At 33.3% G+C, this 13,192-nt stretch carries 23 protein-coding genes and 1 pseudogene; all 24 read left to right on the forward strand.

Annotation, left to right across the window (positions count from 1 at the left end):
• Positions 1-324 (forward strand): annotated as a pseudogene (locus tag ACIQ2I_RS09045) (30S ribosomal protein S3); the annotation flags it as partial.
• Between the two features lie 21 nt (positions 325-345).
• Positions 346-765 carry a 50S ribosomal protein L16 gene (rplP, locus tag ACIQ2I_RS09050; RefSeq protein ID WP_396182077.1) on the forward strand — a complete coding sequence of 140 codons (420 nt, stop codon included), beginning with the start codon at positions 346-348 and terminating at the stop codon, positions 763-765.
• Between the two features lie 12 nt (positions 766-777).
• Positions 778-969 carry a 50S ribosomal protein L29 gene (gene rpmC / locus ACIQ2I_RS09055; protein WP_291241489.1) on the forward strand — a complete coding sequence of 64 codons (192 nt, stop codon included), beginning with the start codon at positions 778-780 and terminating at the stop codon, positions 967-969.
• 17 nt (positions 970-986) lie between these two features.
• Positions 987-1,244 (forward strand): 30S ribosomal protein S17, encoded by a 258-nt coding sequence (gene rpsQ, locus ACIQ2I_RS09060; RefSeq protein WP_166125940.1) that lies wholly within the window; start codon positions 987-989, stop codon positions 1,242-1,244.
• Between the two features lie 2 nt (positions 1,245-1,246).
• Positions 1,247-1,615, forward strand: a complete 369-nt coding sequence (rplN, locus tag ACIQ2I_RS09065) for a 50S ribosomal protein L14 (protein WP_091314332.1) — start codon at positions 1,247-1,249, stop codon at positions 1,613-1,615.
• Positions 1,616-1,627: 12 nt separating this feature from the next.
• Positions 1,628-1,942, forward strand: a complete 315-nt coding sequence (gene rplX / locus ACIQ2I_RS09070; RefSeq protein ID WP_396182078.1) for a 50S ribosomal protein L24 — start codon at positions 1,628-1,630, stop codon at positions 1,940-1,942.
• A 2-nt stretch (positions 1,943-1,944) separates the two neighbouring features.
• Complete coding sequence (gene rplE, locus ACIQ2I_RS09075; RefSeq protein WP_396182079.1) at positions 1,945-2,496, forward strand: 50S ribosomal protein L5; 552 nt, start codon at positions 1,945-1,947, stop codon at positions 2,494-2,496.
• A gap of 3 nt (positions 2,497-2,499) precedes the next feature.
• Positions 2,500-2,769, forward strand: a complete 270-nt coding sequence (gene rpsN / locus ACIQ2I_RS09080; RefSeq protein ID WP_091314321.1) for a 30S ribosomal protein S14 — start codon at positions 2,500-2,502, stop codon at positions 2,767-2,769.
• A 104-nt stretch (positions 2,770-2,873) separates the two neighbouring features.
• Positions 2,874-3,272, forward strand: a complete 399-nt coding sequence (rpsH, locus tag ACIQ2I_RS09085) for a 30S ribosomal protein S8 (RefSeq protein WP_353146832.1) — start codon at positions 2,874-2,876, stop codon at positions 3,270-3,272.
• Between the two features lie 18 nt (positions 3,273-3,290).
• Positions 3,291-3,833, forward strand: a complete 543-nt coding sequence (rplF, locus tag ACIQ2I_RS09090) for a 50S ribosomal protein L6 (RefSeq protein ID WP_396182080.1) — start codon at positions 3,291-3,293, stop codon at positions 3,831-3,833.
• Positions 3,834-3,844: 11 nt separating this feature from the next.
• On the forward strand, positions 3,845-4,195 hold the full coding sequence (rplR, locus tag ACIQ2I_RS09095; protein ID WP_396182081.1) for a 50S ribosomal protein L18: 351 nt from the start codon (positions 3,845-3,847) through the stop codon (positions 4,193-4,195).
• 3 nt (positions 4,196-4,198) lie between these two features.
• Complete coding sequence (rpsE, locus tag ACIQ2I_RS09100) at positions 4,199-4,723, forward strand: 30S ribosomal protein S5 (protein ID WP_091314308.1); 525 nt, start codon at positions 4,199-4,201, stop codon at positions 4,721-4,723.
• Positions 4,724-4,734: 11 nt separating this feature from the next.
• The gene (rpmD, locus tag ACIQ2I_RS09105) at positions 4,735-4,914 is read left to right on the forward strand and encodes a 50S ribosomal protein L30 (RefSeq protein WP_091314305.1); all 180 of its coding nucleotides are present in this window, start codon (positions 4,735-4,737) and stop codon (positions 4,912-4,914) included.
• A 13-nt stretch (positions 4,915-4,927) separates the two neighbouring features.
• Positions 4,928-5,380: a 50S ribosomal protein L15 gene (gene rplO / locus ACIQ2I_RS09110; RefSeq protein WP_396182082.1), complete on the forward strand. Its 453-nt coding sequence runs from the start codon at positions 4,928-4,930 to the stop codon at positions 5,378-5,380.
• Between the two features lie 11 nt (positions 5,381-5,391).
• Positions 5,392-6,735, forward strand: a complete 1,344-nt coding sequence (gene secY / locus ACIQ2I_RS09115; RefSeq protein WP_396182083.1) for a preprotein translocase subunit SecY — start codon at positions 5,392-5,394, stop codon at positions 6,733-6,735.
• Between the two features lie 6 nt (positions 6,736-6,741).
• Positions 6,742-6,957 (forward strand): translation initiation factor IF-1, encoded by a 216-nt coding sequence (infA, locus tag ACIQ2I_RS09120; protein ID WP_091314296.1) that lies wholly within the window; start codon positions 6,742-6,744, stop codon positions 6,955-6,957.
• 70 nt (positions 6,958-7,027) lie between these two features.
• The gene (gene ykgO, locus ACIQ2I_RS09125; RefSeq protein WP_002987490.1) at positions 7,028-7,144 is read left to right on the forward strand and encodes a type B 50S ribosomal protein L36; all 117 of its coding nucleotides are present in this window, start codon (positions 7,028-7,030) and stop codon (positions 7,142-7,144) included.
• Positions 7,145-7,146: 2 nt separating this feature from the next.
• Positions 7,147-7,521, forward strand: a complete 375-nt coding sequence (gene rpsM, locus ACIQ2I_RS09130; protein ID WP_291241481.1) for a 30S ribosomal protein S13 — start codon at positions 7,147-7,149, stop codon at positions 7,519-7,521.
• A gap of 8 nt (positions 7,522-7,529) precedes the next feature.
• Positions 7,530-7,913: a 30S ribosomal protein S11 gene (gene rpsK, locus ACIQ2I_RS09135; RefSeq protein ID WP_091314282.1), complete on the forward strand. Its 384-nt coding sequence runs from the start codon at positions 7,530-7,532 to the stop codon at positions 7,911-7,913.
• Positions 7,914-8,000: 87 nt separating this feature from the next.
• Positions 8,001-8,606, forward strand: coding sequence for a 30S ribosomal protein S4 (gene rpsD / locus ACIQ2I_RS09140; protein WP_396182084.1), 606 nt, complete (start codon positions 8,001-8,003; stop codon positions 8,604-8,606).
• A gap of 21 nt (positions 8,607-8,627) precedes the next feature.
• Positions 8,628-9,620, forward strand: coding sequence for a DNA-directed RNA polymerase subunit alpha (locus ACIQ2I_RS09145; protein WP_396182088.1), 993 nt, complete (start codon positions 8,628-8,630; stop codon positions 9,618-9,620).
• Positions 9,621-9,681: 61 nt separating this feature from the next.
• The gene (rplQ, locus tag ACIQ2I_RS09150; RefSeq protein ID WP_396182085.1) at positions 9,682-10,179 is read left to right on the forward strand and encodes a 50S ribosomal protein L17; all 498 of its coding nucleotides are present in this window, start codon (positions 9,682-9,684) and stop codon (positions 10,177-10,179) included.
• A gap of 151 nt (positions 10,180-10,330) precedes the next feature.
• Positions 10,331-11,440, forward strand: coding sequence for a glutamine-hydrolyzing carbamoyl-phosphate synthase small subunit (gene carA, locus ACIQ2I_RS09155; protein WP_396182086.1), 1,110 nt, complete (start codon positions 10,331-10,333; stop codon positions 11,438-11,440).
• A gap of 100 nt (positions 11,441-11,540) precedes the next feature.
• The gene (eno, locus tag ACIQ2I_RS09160; protein WP_396182087.1) at positions 11,541-12,833 is read left to right on the forward strand and encodes a phosphopyruvate hydratase; all 1,293 of its coding nucleotides are present in this window, start codon (positions 11,541-11,543) and stop codon (positions 12,831-12,833) included.
• Positions 12,834-13,192: the final 359 nt, after the last annotated feature.

A 13,192-nucleotide genomic window follows, 5' to 3' on the forward strand; every position in this document is an offset into this window, starting at 1 on the left:
GCAATGAGAATGAATGCAGAAGGAATTAAGGTTCTTATTTCTGGTCGTTTAAATGGTGCAGAGATGGCGCGTTCTGAAGGCTTCAAAGAAGGAAGAATTCCATTATCAACTTTCAGAGCAGACATTGATTATGCATTATCTGAAGCGCATACTACTTATGGTAGAATGGGAATCAAAGTATGGATAATGAAGGGTGAAGTTTATGGTAAAAGAGATTTATCTCCGTTAGTAGGTATGGACAAAAAAGGTCCAAAATCTTCTGAAAGAGGTGGTTTTGATTCAAAAGGAAAAGGTGGTAAACCAGCTCCACGCAAAAGAAAGTAATTTTTTAAATTAAAAGACAAAATGTTACAACCTAAAAGAACAAAATATCGTAAGGTACAAAAGGGAAGAATGAAAGGTAACTCTCAAAGAGGGCACATCCTTTCAAACGGAATGTTTGGTATTAAATCTATGGATTCTTCTTTTATCACGTCTCGTCAAATTGAAGCATCTCGTATTGCTGCAACTCGTTACATGAAAAGAGAGGGTCAATTATGGATCAAAATATTTCCAGACAAACCTATTACAAAAAAACCACTTGAGGTACGTATGGGTAAAGGAAAAGGAGCAGTCGAATATTGGGCTGCTGTTGTAAAACCAGGAAAAATTATGTTTGAAGTAGGTGGAGTGCCTATCTCAATTGCTAAAGAGGCATTACGTCTTGCAGCACAAAAACTTCCTGTAAAAACTAAGTTTATCGTTGCTAGAGATTTCGAAGCATAATAAAAATTAATTATGAAACAATCTGAAATAAAAAATCTATCTGTAGCTGACTTACAAGCAAAGCTTGTTCAGGTAAAGAAAACGTATAACGACCTTAAAATGGCTCATGCTATTTCTCCAATCGAGAATCCGCTTCAAATGAGAACATTAAGAAGATCTGTGGCAAGAATTGCTACTGAAATTACTAAAAGAGAGTTACAATAATTGTATTCTGCTGAAAGATGGAAAAAAGAAATTTAAGAAAAGAAAGAGTTGGTGTTGTTACTAGTAATAAAATGGATAAATCTATTGTTATTTCAGAAACAAAAAGAGTAAAACACCCTATGTATGGTAAGTTCGTGTTGAAAACTAAGAAATATGTTGCACACGACGAAACAAACGACTGTAATATTGGTGATACTGTAAAGATTAGCGAAACGCGTCCTTTAAGTAAAACAAAATGTTGGAGATTAGTTGAAATTATTGAAAGAGCTAAGTAATTATGGTACAACAAGAATCAAGATTAAAAGTAGCAGATAACACAGGAGCAAAAGAAGTTTTGACTATCCGTGTTCTAGGTGGAACGAAACGTCGTTACGCATCTGTAGGTGATAAAATTGTAGTTTCAATAAAAGACGCAGCTCCTAACAGTAATGTTAAAAAAGGATCTGTTTCAACTGCAGTTGTAATACGTACCAAAAAAGAAGTGAGAAGAGCCGATGGTTCATACATTAGATTTGATGATAACGCTTGCGTATTATTAAATGCTGGTGGTGAAATGAGAGGCACTCGTGTTTTTGGTCCAGTAGCTAGAGAACTTCGTGAAAAACAATTCATGAAAATTGTATCATTAGCACCTGAGGTGCTTTAATTCTTTAAGGAAATGATGAAAATTAAAATAAAATCAGGTGACCTAGTAAGAGTTAATTCTGGTGATCATAAAGGACAAGAAGGTAAAGTTTTACGTGTAATTCGCGATAAAAACAAAGCTGTAGTGGAAGGATTAAACATGGTTTCAAAACATACGAAACCAAGTGCAAAAAGCCCACAAGGTGGAATCGTGAAAAAAGAAGCTCCTATTCATATTTCTAACTTAGCGTTATTAGACGCTAAAACTAAAGAAACTTCGAAAGTTGGTTTTAGAATGGATGGAGAAACAAAAGTAAGATTTTCAAAAAAATCTAATCAAGTTATATAGTTATGGGATACTTACCAAGACTAAAGGAAGAATATAAAAGCAGAATAGTTGCTGCTTTGAAAGAAGAATTTGGTTACAAAAATGTAATGCAGGTTCCAAAATTGGAAAAAATTGTTATTAGCCGTGGTGTAGGTGCTGCAGTGTCTGACAAAAAATTAGTAGATTACGCTGTTGATGAGTTAACTAAAATTACAGGTCAAAGAGCAGTTGCTACAATTTCTAAAAAAGACGTTGCTTCATTCAAACTAAGAAAAGGAATGCCAATTGGTGCTAAAGTAACTTTACGTGGAGAAAGAATGTATGAGTTTTTAGATAGACTTATTACTTCATCTTTACCGCGTGTAAGAGATTTTGGTGGAATCAAATCTACTGGATTTGACGGAAGAGGTAATTATAACTTAGGTGTACTTGAGCAAATCATTTTCCCAGAAATTGATATTGATAAAGTAAACAAAATTTCAGGAATGGATATTACTTTTGTTACCTCTGCCGATACAGATAAAGAAGCGAAATCATTATTAACCGAATTAGGTTTACCTTTCAAAAAGAATTAAGTTATGGCTAAAGAATCAATGAAAGCCCGTGAGGTTAAAAGACAAGCTGTTGTAGATAAGTATGCTGAAAAAAGAAAAGCTTTGAAAAAAGCCGGAGATTATGAAGCTTTACAAAAATTACCTAAAAATGCTTCGCCAATTCGTTTACACAATCGTTGTAAATTAACTGGTAGACCAAGAGGGTATATGCGTCAATTCGGTCTTTCACGTGTAACATTCCGTGAAATGGCTAATCAAGGGTTAATACCAGGAGTTAAAAAAGCTTCTTGGTAATCTCGCAAAAAGTTATTACTTTTGCAAACCAAAAAATAATTTTAATTGGTTAAAGGTTCAGGAAGTGAGTGCTTTCTGAAAACCATAATCGCAAATTTATACATATGTATACAGATCCAATTGCCGATTATCTTACTAGAGTAAGAAATGCAGCTAGAGTAAACCACAAAGTGGTTGAAATTCCTGCTTCGAACTTGAAAAAAGAAATCACAAAGATTTTATTCGATCAAGGATATATCTTAAGTTACAAGTTTGAAGATGCTACTGTTCAAGGTACTATCAAAATTGCTTTAAAGTATGATAAAGATACTAAAGAGTCCGTAATTAAAGATATCCAAAGAATTAGTAAACCAGGTTTACGTAAATATGCAAGTTCTACGAATATCCCAAGAATTTTAAATGGTTTAGGTATCGCTATCGTGTCAACTTCTAAAGGAGTGATGACTGGTAAAATGGCTAAACAATTAAATGTTGGTGGTGAAGTAATTTGTTACGTATACTAATTTTAAAGACCATATAAGATGTCAAGAATAGGTAAAAATCCAATTGCAATTCCAGCTGGAGTAACTGTAGAAGTTAAAGACGCTGTTGTTACAGTAAAAGGAAAATTAGGCGAGCTTACTCAGGAATATTCTGATGTAACGATCAAAATTGAAGATAACAATGTTATCGTTGAACGTTCATCTGACCATAAGAATGAGAGAGCGAAACACGGACTTTATCGCTCATTAATCAATAACATGATTATTGGAGTAGCAGAAGGTTTCACAAAACAATTAGAACTAGTTGGAGTAGGATATAGAGCATCAAACCAAGGGCAAAAATTAGATTTAGCTTTAGGTTTTTCACACAATATCGTACTAGAAGTAGTATCTGAAGTAAATGTTGAAACCATCTCGGAAAAAGGTAAAAATCCGATAGTGAAATTAACTTCATTTGACAAACAATTATTAGGACAAGTTGCTGCCAAAATCAGAGCTTTCCGTAAACCAGAACCGTACAAAGGTAAAGGGGTTAAGTTTGTAGGTGAGGAAGTAAGAAGAAAAGCAGGTAAATCAGCTTAAAATATAAAGTTATGTCATTAACAAAATCTGAAAGAAGACAAAGAATACAGTTTAGAATCAGAAAGACTGTAAGCGGAACTGCTGCTCAACCTAGACTTTCTGTTTTTAGAAGCAATAAAGAAATCTATGCACAAATCATAGATGATGTAAACGGTGTTACTTTAGTTGCTGCTTCATCGAGAGATAAAGGAGTTACTGCAGGTACTAAAATCGAAACTGCAAATGCAGTTGGTAAATTGATCGCTGAAAAAGCACTTAAAGCTGGTGTTTCTACTATCTCTTTTGATAGAGGAGGAAACTTATACCATGGACGAGTAAAATCGTTAGCTGAAGGCGCTAGAGAAGCGGGACTTAAATTCTAAGGTATGTATCAAAATTATAAAAACGTAGAATTAGTGAAACCAGCAGGTCTTGAATTAAAAGACCGTTTGGTGAGTGTTAATCGTGTTACTAAAGTAACTAAAGGTGGTAGAGCTTTTGGTTTTTCAGCTATCGTTGTAGTTGGAGATGAAAACGGAGTAGTAGGTCACGGTTTAGGAAAATCTAAAGATGTTTCTGAAGCAATTGCGAAAGCAGTAGAAGATGCTAAGAAAAATTTAGTAAAAATTCCTTTAAGTGGACAATCTGTTCCTCATGAGCAAAAAGGTAAATTTGGTGGTGCTAGAGTATTCTTAATGCCAGCTTCACACGGTACTGGAGTTATTGCTGGTGGTGCTGTACGTGCGGTATTAGAATCAGTTGGTGTACACGATGTATTATCTAAATCTCAAGGTTCATCAAACCCTCACAACGTAGTGAAAGCAACTTTTGATGCTTTGTTACAAATGAGAAGTGCTCTTACTGTTGCAAAACAAAGAGGAGTATCTTTAGATAAAGTATTTAAAGGATAAATCAAGGAGATATGAAAATTTTAGTAAAACAAGTAAGAAGTAAAATCAACTGTCCATTAGACCAAAAGAGAACATTAATCGCTCTTGGTATCAGAAAAATGGGTCAAGTTGTAGAGCACGATGCAAGTCCTGCTGTACTTGGAATGGTAAATAAAGTTAAACACTTAGTTTCTGTAGAGGAAACTAAATAACAATATACATGTTATGAATTTAAGTAATTTACAACCAGCAGAAGGTTCTGTTCACAACCAAAACAAAAGAGTAGGTAGAGGTGAAGGTTCTGGTAAAGGTGGTACCTCAACAAGAGGTCACAAAGGAGCCAAATCTCGTTCTGGTTATTCAAAGAAAATTGGTTTTGAAGGAGGTCAAATGCCCCTTCAACGAAGAGTACCAAAATTTGGTTTTAAAAACATCAATAGAGTAGAATATCAAGGTATAAATCTTGATACTTTACAAGGTTTAGTAGCAAACGGTGTCATCTCAGAAACTGTAGATTTTACAGTATTTGTAGAAACACGTTTGGCTACCAAAAATAGCTTAGTAAAGATTTTAGGAAGAGGTGAGCTAAAAACAAAATTAAAAGTTAGTGCTCACAAATTTACTGCAACTGCAAAAGCGGCTATCGAAGCTGCTGGAGGAGAAGTAGTAATTCTTTAATTAGTATAACTATGAAGAAATTTATAGAATCATTTATCAATGTTTGGAAAATAGAAGAACTAAAAAATAAAATTTTAGTTACTCTTGGAATCTTACTTGTGTACCGTTTTGGTTCGCAAGTAACATTACCAGGTATTGATTCAACAAAATTACAAAGTCTTAGTAATCAAACAGAAGGCGGAATCGGTTGGTTAATTAATGTATTTACTGGTGGTGCTTTCTCGGAAGCTTCTATCTTTGCATTAGGAATTATGCCTTACATCTCTGCATCGATTGTTGTTCAGTTAATGGGAATTGCGATTCCGTATTTACAAAAACTTCAAAAAGATGGTGAAAGTGGTAGAAAAACACTTAATCAAATTACACGTTGGTTAACTATAGCAATTACATTGGTTCAAGGACCAGGTTATATTTTTAATTTAAAACAAACCTTACCTGCTGAAGCATTTGTAAATCCTGATTTCTTTACTTTCTTCCCTTTATTTGGGTCTGTATTAATCATCGTTTCGGGAACTATTTTCGCAATGTGGTTAGGAGAAAGGATTACAGAAAAAGGAATTGGTAACGGTATATCATTATTAATTATGGTAGGAATTTTAGCAAGAATGCCAGAAGCATTTATACAAGAATTCGCAACTGCAATTAACAATGGTGGTCCTATGAAAATCATTATTGAAGTAATTATTTGGTTAGTAGTTATTATAGCTACCATATTATTAGTAATGGCTTTAAGAAAAGTTCAGGTTCAATATGCAAGACGATCAGTTTCTGGAGATTTTGAATCTGATTCAATGGATGATAATAGACAATTTATTCCATTAAAATTGAATTCTGCAGGTGTTATGCCAATTATTTTTGCGCAAGCAATCATGTTCATACCTGCTGCATTAGCTGGATTATCTAAGTCGGACACGGCTTTAAGCATTTCAAATATGTTTAAAGACCCATTCGGTTTAGTTTATAATATAGTTTTTGCTTTATTAATTGTTATTTTTACGTATTTTTACACCGCTATTACGGTACCAACCAATAAAATGGCAGATGACTTAAAAAGAAGTGGAGGTTTCATTCCAGGTATTAAACCAGGAGCTGAAACTGGAGATTTCCTTGATAAGTTAATGTCTCTAATCACATTTCCAGGTTCATTATTCTTGGCTTTAATTGCAGTGTTCCCTGCTATTATCCACGGATTATTAGATGTACAAGGAGCTTGGGCTTACTTTTATGGTGGTACTTCGTTAATTATTATGGTCGGAGTTGCAATCGATACGATTCAACAAATCAATTCATACTTGTTAAACAAACATTATGATGGTTTAATGAAAAGTGGTAAAAATAGAAAAGCTGTCGCTTAATTAATTATGGCAAAACAATCAGCAATAGAACAAGACGGAAGCATTGTAGAAGCATTATCTAATGCAATGTTTCGTGTGGAATTAGAAAACGGACATGTTGTAATTGCTCATATCTCAGGTAAAATGCGTATGCATTACATTAAATTATTACCAGGAGACAAGGTAAAACTTGAAATGAGTCCTTACGATTTGTCAAAAGCTAGAATTACTTATAGATACTAAAAAAGCAATAGGCGATAGGCAATAAGCAGTAAGCTTAAAGCAAAAAGCATATAGCATAAAGCAAATTAAGATGAAAGTAAGAGCATCAGTTAAAAAAAGAAGCGCAGAATGTATTATCGTGCGTAGAAAAGGAAGATTATACGTTATTAACAAAAAGAATCCTAGATTTAAACAAAGACAAGGATAATTATGGCAAGAATAGCTGGGGTTGATATCCCAAAAAACAAAAGAGGAGTTATCGCTTTAACATACATTTTTGGTATGGGTAAAAGTAGAGCTATAGAGGTTTTAGAAAAAGCCAAAGTAAGCCAAGATAAAAAAGTATCTGATTGGAATGATGACGAAATCGGAGCAATTCGTGAAGCGGTTTCATCATTTAAAATCGAAGGTGAATTACGTTCAGAAATCACATTAAACATCAAACGTTTAATGGATATCGGATGTCAAAGAGGTATTCGCCACAGAGCGGGATTACCTTTAAGAGGTCAAAGAACAAAAAACAACTCGAGAACAAGAAAAGGTAAAAGAAAAACTGTTGCAAACAAGAAAAAAGCAACTAAATAGTAAATAATATGGCTAAGGCAACTGCAAAAAAACGTAAAGTTATCGTTGAGTCTTCTGGAGAAGCACATATTAGCGCTACTTTTAACAACATCATCATTTCGTTAACAAACAAAAAAGGTGAAGTTATTTCTTGGTCGTCAGCTGGTAAAATGGGTTTCAGAGGTTCTAAAAAGAATACTCCATATGCTGCCCAAATGGCCGCTGAAGATTGTGGAAAAGTAGCTCTTGAAGCTGGACTTAAAAAAGTAAAAGTTTACGTTAAAGGTCCAGGAAATGGTAGAGAATCTGCTATTAGATCAATTCATAATAGTGGAATTGAAGTAACTGAAATTATTGATGTTACTCCAATGCCTCATAATGGATGTCGTCCTCCAAAGAGAAGAAGAGTATAACAATTAGTATAAAACAAAGGTAGGAATTTAGATTATCGAAGGAAAGACCTTAATTCATAATCCCTATCTTAAATTAAAATTTGTAAAATGGCAAGATATACTGGTCCAAAAACAAGAATCGCCCGTAAGTTTGGTGAAGCAATTTTCGGAGAAGATAAAGCTTTCGAAAGAAGAAATTATCCTCCTGGTCAACATGGTTTGGCAAAAAGAAGAGGGAAAAAATCTGAATATGCTGTCCAGTTAATGGAAAAGCAAAAAGCAAAATATACCTACGGTATTTTAGAGCGTCAATTCAGAAATTTATTTGAAAAAGCAGCTGCTGCTTCAGGCGTAACAGGCGAAATCTTGTTACAACTTTGTGAAGCTCGTTTAGACAATGTAGTATACAGAATGGGTATTGCACCTAGTCGTAGATCTGCTCGTCAATTCGTTTCTCACAGACACATCACTGTAAATGGTGAATTGGTAAATGTAGCTTCTTACCACTTAAAACCTGGAGATATTGTTGCAGTTCGTGAAAAATCTAAATCTTTAGAAGCAATTGAAAGCTCTTTGGCTAACAATTCTGCTGTATATGAATGGATTACATGGAATAATGATACGAAACAAGGAACTTTTGTAACGGTTCCTCAAAGACTTCAAATTCCAGAAAATATTAAAGAGCAACTAATCGTTGAGTTGTATAACAAATAATAATTGACATTAGTCGAAGATATGGCAATATTTAATTTTCAAAAGCCCGATAAAGTTATCATGATCGATTCAACCGATTTTGAAGGTAAATTCGAATTTAGACCTTTAGAACCTGGTTACGGATTGACAGTTGGTAACGCTTTAAGAAGAGTATTACTTTCTGCATTAGAAGGTTTTGCTATTACATCTGTAAGAATAGAAGGTGTTGAACATGAATTTTCAACAATTTCTGGTGTAGTAGAAGATGTAACTGAAATTATCTTAAATCTGAAACAAGTACGTTTTAAACGTCAAATTGAAGATGTAGATAACGAATCAGTTTCTATTTCTCTTTCTGGTAAAGATCAGATTACAGCTGGTGATTTTCAAAAATTTATTTCTGGTTTTCAAGTTTTAAATCCAGATTTAGTAATTTGTAATCTAGAGAGCAAAACAACTATCAACATGGAACTTTCTATCGAAAAAGGTAGAGGATATGTTCCTGCTGAAGAAAACAAAAAACCTAACGCTCCTATTGGAACAATTTTTACAGACTCTATTTATACGCCTGTAAAAAATGTGAAGTATTCAATTGAAAACTTCCGTGTTGAACAAAAAACAGATTACGAAAAATTAGTTTTCGAAATCAAAACTGATGGTTCAATTAATCCAAAAGATGCTTTAACAGAAGCAGCCAAAACGTTGATTCACCATTTTATGTTGTTTTCTGACGAAAGAATCACTTTAGAAGCTGATGAAATTGCTCAAACTGAGTCTTATGATGAGGAATCATTACACATGAGACAACTATTGAAAACTAAATTAGTTGATATGGACTTGTCAGTAAGAGCTTTAAATTGCTTAAAAGCTGCTGAAGTTGATACCCTTGGAGACTTAGTTTCTTTCAACAAAAACGATTTAATGAAATTCCGTAATTTTGGTAAAAAATCACTAACTGAATTAGATGAGTTAGTGGCAAATAAAAACCTTACTTTCGGAATGGATTTAGCAAAATACAAGTTAGATAAAGAATAATTCATTCATATTTTGCTCTCCAAAGCGGATTGATGCAAGATGAAGATAAAATAATTACGTCATGAGACACGGAAAAAAATTCAACCATTTAAGTAGACAAACAGGTCATAGAAAAGCAATGCTTGCTAATATGGCATGTTCGCTAATTGAACACAAGCGTATCAATACAACTGTCGCAAAAGCGAAAGCTTTAAAACAATTTTTTGAGCCTCTTGTAACAAAATCAAAAGAAGATACAACGCACAACAGACGTATTTGTTTTTCTTATTTAAGAAGTAAATATGCTGTTACTGAATTATTCAGAGAAGTTGCTGTTAAAGTTGCTGATCGTCCAGGAGGTTACACACGTATCATTAAGTTAGGAAACCGTTTAGGGGATAACGCAGATATGGCAATGATTGAACTGGTTGATTTTAATACAATTTATTCAACTGCTAAAAAAGAAGTTAAAAAAGCATCTACTCGTAGAGGTAAATCAAAAAAAGCAGATGAAACTGTAGCGGAAACTCCTGCTGCCGAATCAACTGATACAACTGATACAACAGAAGCTTCTGAATAATCATGAAACAGTTGATTTAAAATACTTAAAAAAGGATAAACAAATTTTTGTTTATCCTTTTTTTTTATAAATACTATAATGTAATTTTGCAATATAATTAAGGTAACTTAAAATTAGATGTTTATCTCTTTTTTAAAAACTACAACAACTGATGAAATACAACAACAAACAACAAGCAGTACTTTTATTAAAAGATGGAACTATTTTCTACGGAAAATCAATTGGAATTTCAGGTACAACTTTTGGGGAAATTGCCTTTAATACTGGCACAACTGGTTACCAAGAAATATTCACAGACCCATCATATTATGGGCAAATTATGGTTACAACCAATGCGCATATCGGTAATTATGGAGTCAATACAAATGAAGTAGAATCAGATTCTGTTAAAATTTCTGGTTTAGTTTGTAAAAATTTTAGTATGAATTATTCTCGTGTTGACGCTTCTGAAAGTCTGTACGACTATCTAGAAAAACAAAACTTAATTGTGATCTCAGATGTTGACACACGCGCTTTAGTTAGTTACATCAGAGATAACGGCGCCATGAATGCAATTATTTCTACAGATGGAACTTCAATTGAAGATTTGAAAATTAAATTAAAACAAGCGCCAAATATGGAAGGGTTAGATTTAGCTTCGGTGGTTTCTACTAAAATTTCTTATTTTGTCGGAAATGAAAATGCCACATATAAAATAGCCGCTTTAGATTTAGGAATCAAAAAAAATATCTTAAGAAATTTAGCGAAACGTGATTGTTATATTAAAGTATATCCATATAATACTACTTTTAACGATATGAAAGCATTTAATCCTGATGGATATTTTTTATCAAACGGTCCTGGAGATCCAGATCCGCTAGCTTCGGCACAAGAAGTAGCCAGAAATATTTTAGCAGAAAATAAACCTTTATTCGGAATTTGTTTAGGACATCAAGTAATTGCTTTAGCCAATGGAATTTCAACATATAAAATGTTCAATGGACACAGAGGCATTAATCATCCTGTGAAAAACCTGGTAACAGGGAAGGGTGAAATCACTTCTCAAAATCATGGATTTGCCGTAAATAAAGAACAATTAGAAAAACATCCTGATTTTGAATTAACGCATGTTCATTTAAATGACGGAACCGTTGCAGGTATGAAAATGAAATCTAAAAATTGTTTTTCTGTGCAATATCATCCAGAAGCAAGCCCTGGACCTCATGATTCTAGTTACTTATTTGATGAATTCATCGAAAACATAAAATCTTCTAAAAACTAAAACGTTATCGTTTATAAGTTTTGTAATATTTACGAAATCCGAAAAAAAATATATTTAACTTTGTTAAATTAATAATAAAGAATTTAAAAAATAACTAAATATGAGCATAATAATTAAAGTTCACGCAAGACAAATATTAGATTCAAGAGGTAACCCTACTGTTGAAGTGGATGTAATTACAGAAAATGGAATTTTAGGAAGAGCTGCAGTTCCATCTGGTGCATCAACTGGCGAACATGAAGCAGTTGAATTACGTGACGGCGGAAAAGCTTATATGGGCAAAGGTGTGTTAAAAGCAGTTGAAAATGTAAATGCAACTATAGCTTCAGAATTGGTAGGCATGTCAGTTTTTGAACAAAACGCTATTGATAAAATGATGATTGAATTAGATGGCACGCCTAATAAATCTAATTTAGGAGCAAATGCCATTTTAGGCGTTTCTTTAGCTGTTGCGAAAGCAGCAGCAAATGAATTAGGAATGCCATTATACAGATATGTTGGAGGCGTTTCAGGAAACACATTGCCTGTTCCAATGATGAACATTATCAATGGTGGTTCGCATTCAGACGCACCGATTGCATTCCAAGAATTTATGATAATTCCTGTAAAAGCGACTTCATTTACTCATGCGATGCAAATGGGGACTGAAATTTTTCACAACCTGAAAAAAGTATTACACGATAGAAATTTATCAACAGCAGTTGGAGATGAAGGTGGTTTTGCACCAAATTTAGCTGGCGGAACAGAAGATGCTTTAGATACGATACAATTAGCAGTTGAAACAGCTGGATATTCTTTTGGAAATGACATAAAGATAGCTTTAGATTGTGCCGCTTCAGAATTTTATGTAGATGGAAAATACGATTATACTAAATTTGAAGGTGCAGGTGGAAAAATTAGAACTTCTGAAGAACAAGCTGATTATTTAGCTGAATTAGCTTCAAAATATCCAATTATTTCTATCGAAGACGGAATGTATGAAGACGATTGGAAAGGTTGGAAGTACTTAACAGACAAAATAGGTAACAAAGTACAATTAGTAGGAGACGATTTATTCGTTACTAATGTAGAAAGACTTTCTCGTGGTATCAAAGAAGGAATTGCCAATTCAATTTTAATTAAAGTAAATCAAATCGGTACGTTATCTGAAACAATTGCAGCTGTAAATATGGCGCATAATGCAGGTTATACTTCAGTTATGAGTCACCGTTCTGGAGAAACTGAAGACAATACAATTGCTGATTTAGCAGTGGCCTTAAACTGTGGACAAATTAAAACAGGTTCAGCCTCTCGTTCCGATCGTATGGCAAAATACAATCAATTATTACGTATTGAGGAAGAATTAAACGAAGTAGCTTACTTTCCAGGCGCAAATGCTTTTAAAGTAAAATAAAACATATTTGTCATGCTGAACTCATTTCAGCATCTCACTAATTTATTACACACCTAACACCTAATTGGCTTCAAAAACCTTTTAGGTGTTTTTTTATCGTGTTCATTTCTGTCTATACAGTTGTCTTTGAAGGTTATTAGTTGTCTATATTTTAATTAGTTTGAAAAGCAACTTAAATTCATTATTTGCTATAAATTTCATAAACACCAATTGTGTAATTTAACTATATATTAATTTTAAAATTCAAGAATAAATTATTAAATTCGCAACAGAGATTATTAAATATACAAAATATACCTATTATCATGTCAAAAAATGCAATTTTAGAAATTAATGGTAACAAATATGAACTTCCTATT

It is taken from the genome of Flavobacterium sp. (assembly GCF_044368995.1).
In the GTDB taxonomy this organism is placed as follows: Bacteria; Bacteroidota; Bacteroidia; order Flavobacteriales; family Flavobacteriaceae; genus Flavobacterium.

Coding starts and splice junctions, on each gene's coding strand:
- rplP (WP_396182077.1), top strand. CDS start 346: ATGTTACAACCTAAAAGAACAAAATATCGTAAGGTACAAAAGGGAAGA.
- rpmC (WP_291241489.1), top strand. CDS start 778: ATGAAACAATCTGAAATAAAAAATCTATCTGTAGCTGACTTACAAGCA.
- rpsQ (WP_166125940.1), top strand. CDS start 987: ATGGAAAAAAGAAATTTAAGAAAAGAAAGAGTTGGTGTTGTTACTAGT.
- rplN (WP_091314332.1), top strand. CDS start 1,247: ATGGTACAACAAGAATCAAGATTAAAAGTAGCAGATAACACAGGAGCA.
- rplX (WP_396182078.1), top strand. CDS start 1,628: ATGATGAAAATTAAAATAAAATCAGGTGACCTAGTAAGAGTTAATTCT.
- rplE (WP_396182079.1), top strand. CDS start 1,945: ATGGGATACTTACCAAGACTAAAGGAAGAATATAAAAGCAGAATAGTT.
- rpsN (WP_091314321.1), top strand. CDS start 2,500: ATGGCTAAAGAATCAATGAAAGCCCGTGAGGTTAAAAGACAAGCTGTT.
- rpsH (WP_353146832.1), top strand. CDS start 2,874: ATGTATACAGATCCAATTGCCGATTATCTTACTAGAGTAAGAAATGCA.
- rplF (WP_396182080.1), top strand. CDS start 3,291: ATGTCAAGAATAGGTAAAAATCCAATTGCAATTCCAGCTGGAGTAACT.
- rplR (WP_396182081.1), top strand. CDS start 3,845: ATGTCATTAACAAAATCTGAAAGAAGACAAAGAATACAGTTTAGAATC.
- rpsE (WP_091314308.1), top strand. CDS start 4,199: ATGTATCAAAATTATAAAAACGTAGAATTAGTGAAACCAGCAGGTCTT.
- rpmD (WP_091314305.1), top strand. CDS start 4,735: ATGAAAATTTTAGTAAAACAAGTAAGAAGTAAAATCAACTGTCCATTA.
- rplO (WP_396182082.1), top strand. CDS start 4,928: ATGAATTTAAGTAATTTACAACCAGCAGAAGGTTCTGTTCACAACCAA.
- secY (WP_396182083.1), top strand. CDS start 5,392: ATGAAGAAATTTATAGAATCATTTATCAATGTTTGGAAAATAGAAGAA.
- infA (WP_091314296.1), top strand. CDS start 6,742: ATGGCAAAACAATCAGCAATAGAACAAGACGGAAGCATTGTAGAAGCA.
- ykgO (WP_002987490.1), top strand. CDS start 7,028: ATGAAAGTAAGAGCATCAGTTAAAAAAAGAAGCGCAGAATGTATTATC.
- rpsM (WP_291241481.1), top strand. CDS start 7,147: ATGGCAAGAATAGCTGGGGTTGATATCCCAAAAAACAAAAGAGGAGTT.
- rpsK (WP_091314282.1), top strand. CDS start 7,530: ATGGCTAAGGCAACTGCAAAAAAACGTAAAGTTATCGTTGAGTCTTCT.
- rpsD (WP_396182084.1), top strand. CDS start 8,001: ATGGCAAGATATACTGGTCCAAAAACAAGAATCGCCCGTAAGTTTGGT.
- ACIQ2I_RS09145 (WP_396182088.1), top strand. CDS start 8,628: ATGGCAATATTTAATTTTCAAAAGCCCGATAAAGTTATCATGATCGAT.
- rplQ (WP_396182085.1), top strand. CDS start 9,682: ATGAGACACGGAAAAAAATTCAACCATTTAAGTAGACAAACAGGTCAT.
- carA (WP_396182086.1), top strand. CDS start 10,331: ATGAAATACAACAACAAACAACAAGCAGTACTTTTATTAAAAGATGGA.
- eno (WP_396182087.1), top strand. CDS start 11,541: ATGAGCATAATAATTAAAGTTCACGCAAGACAAATATTAGATTCAAGA.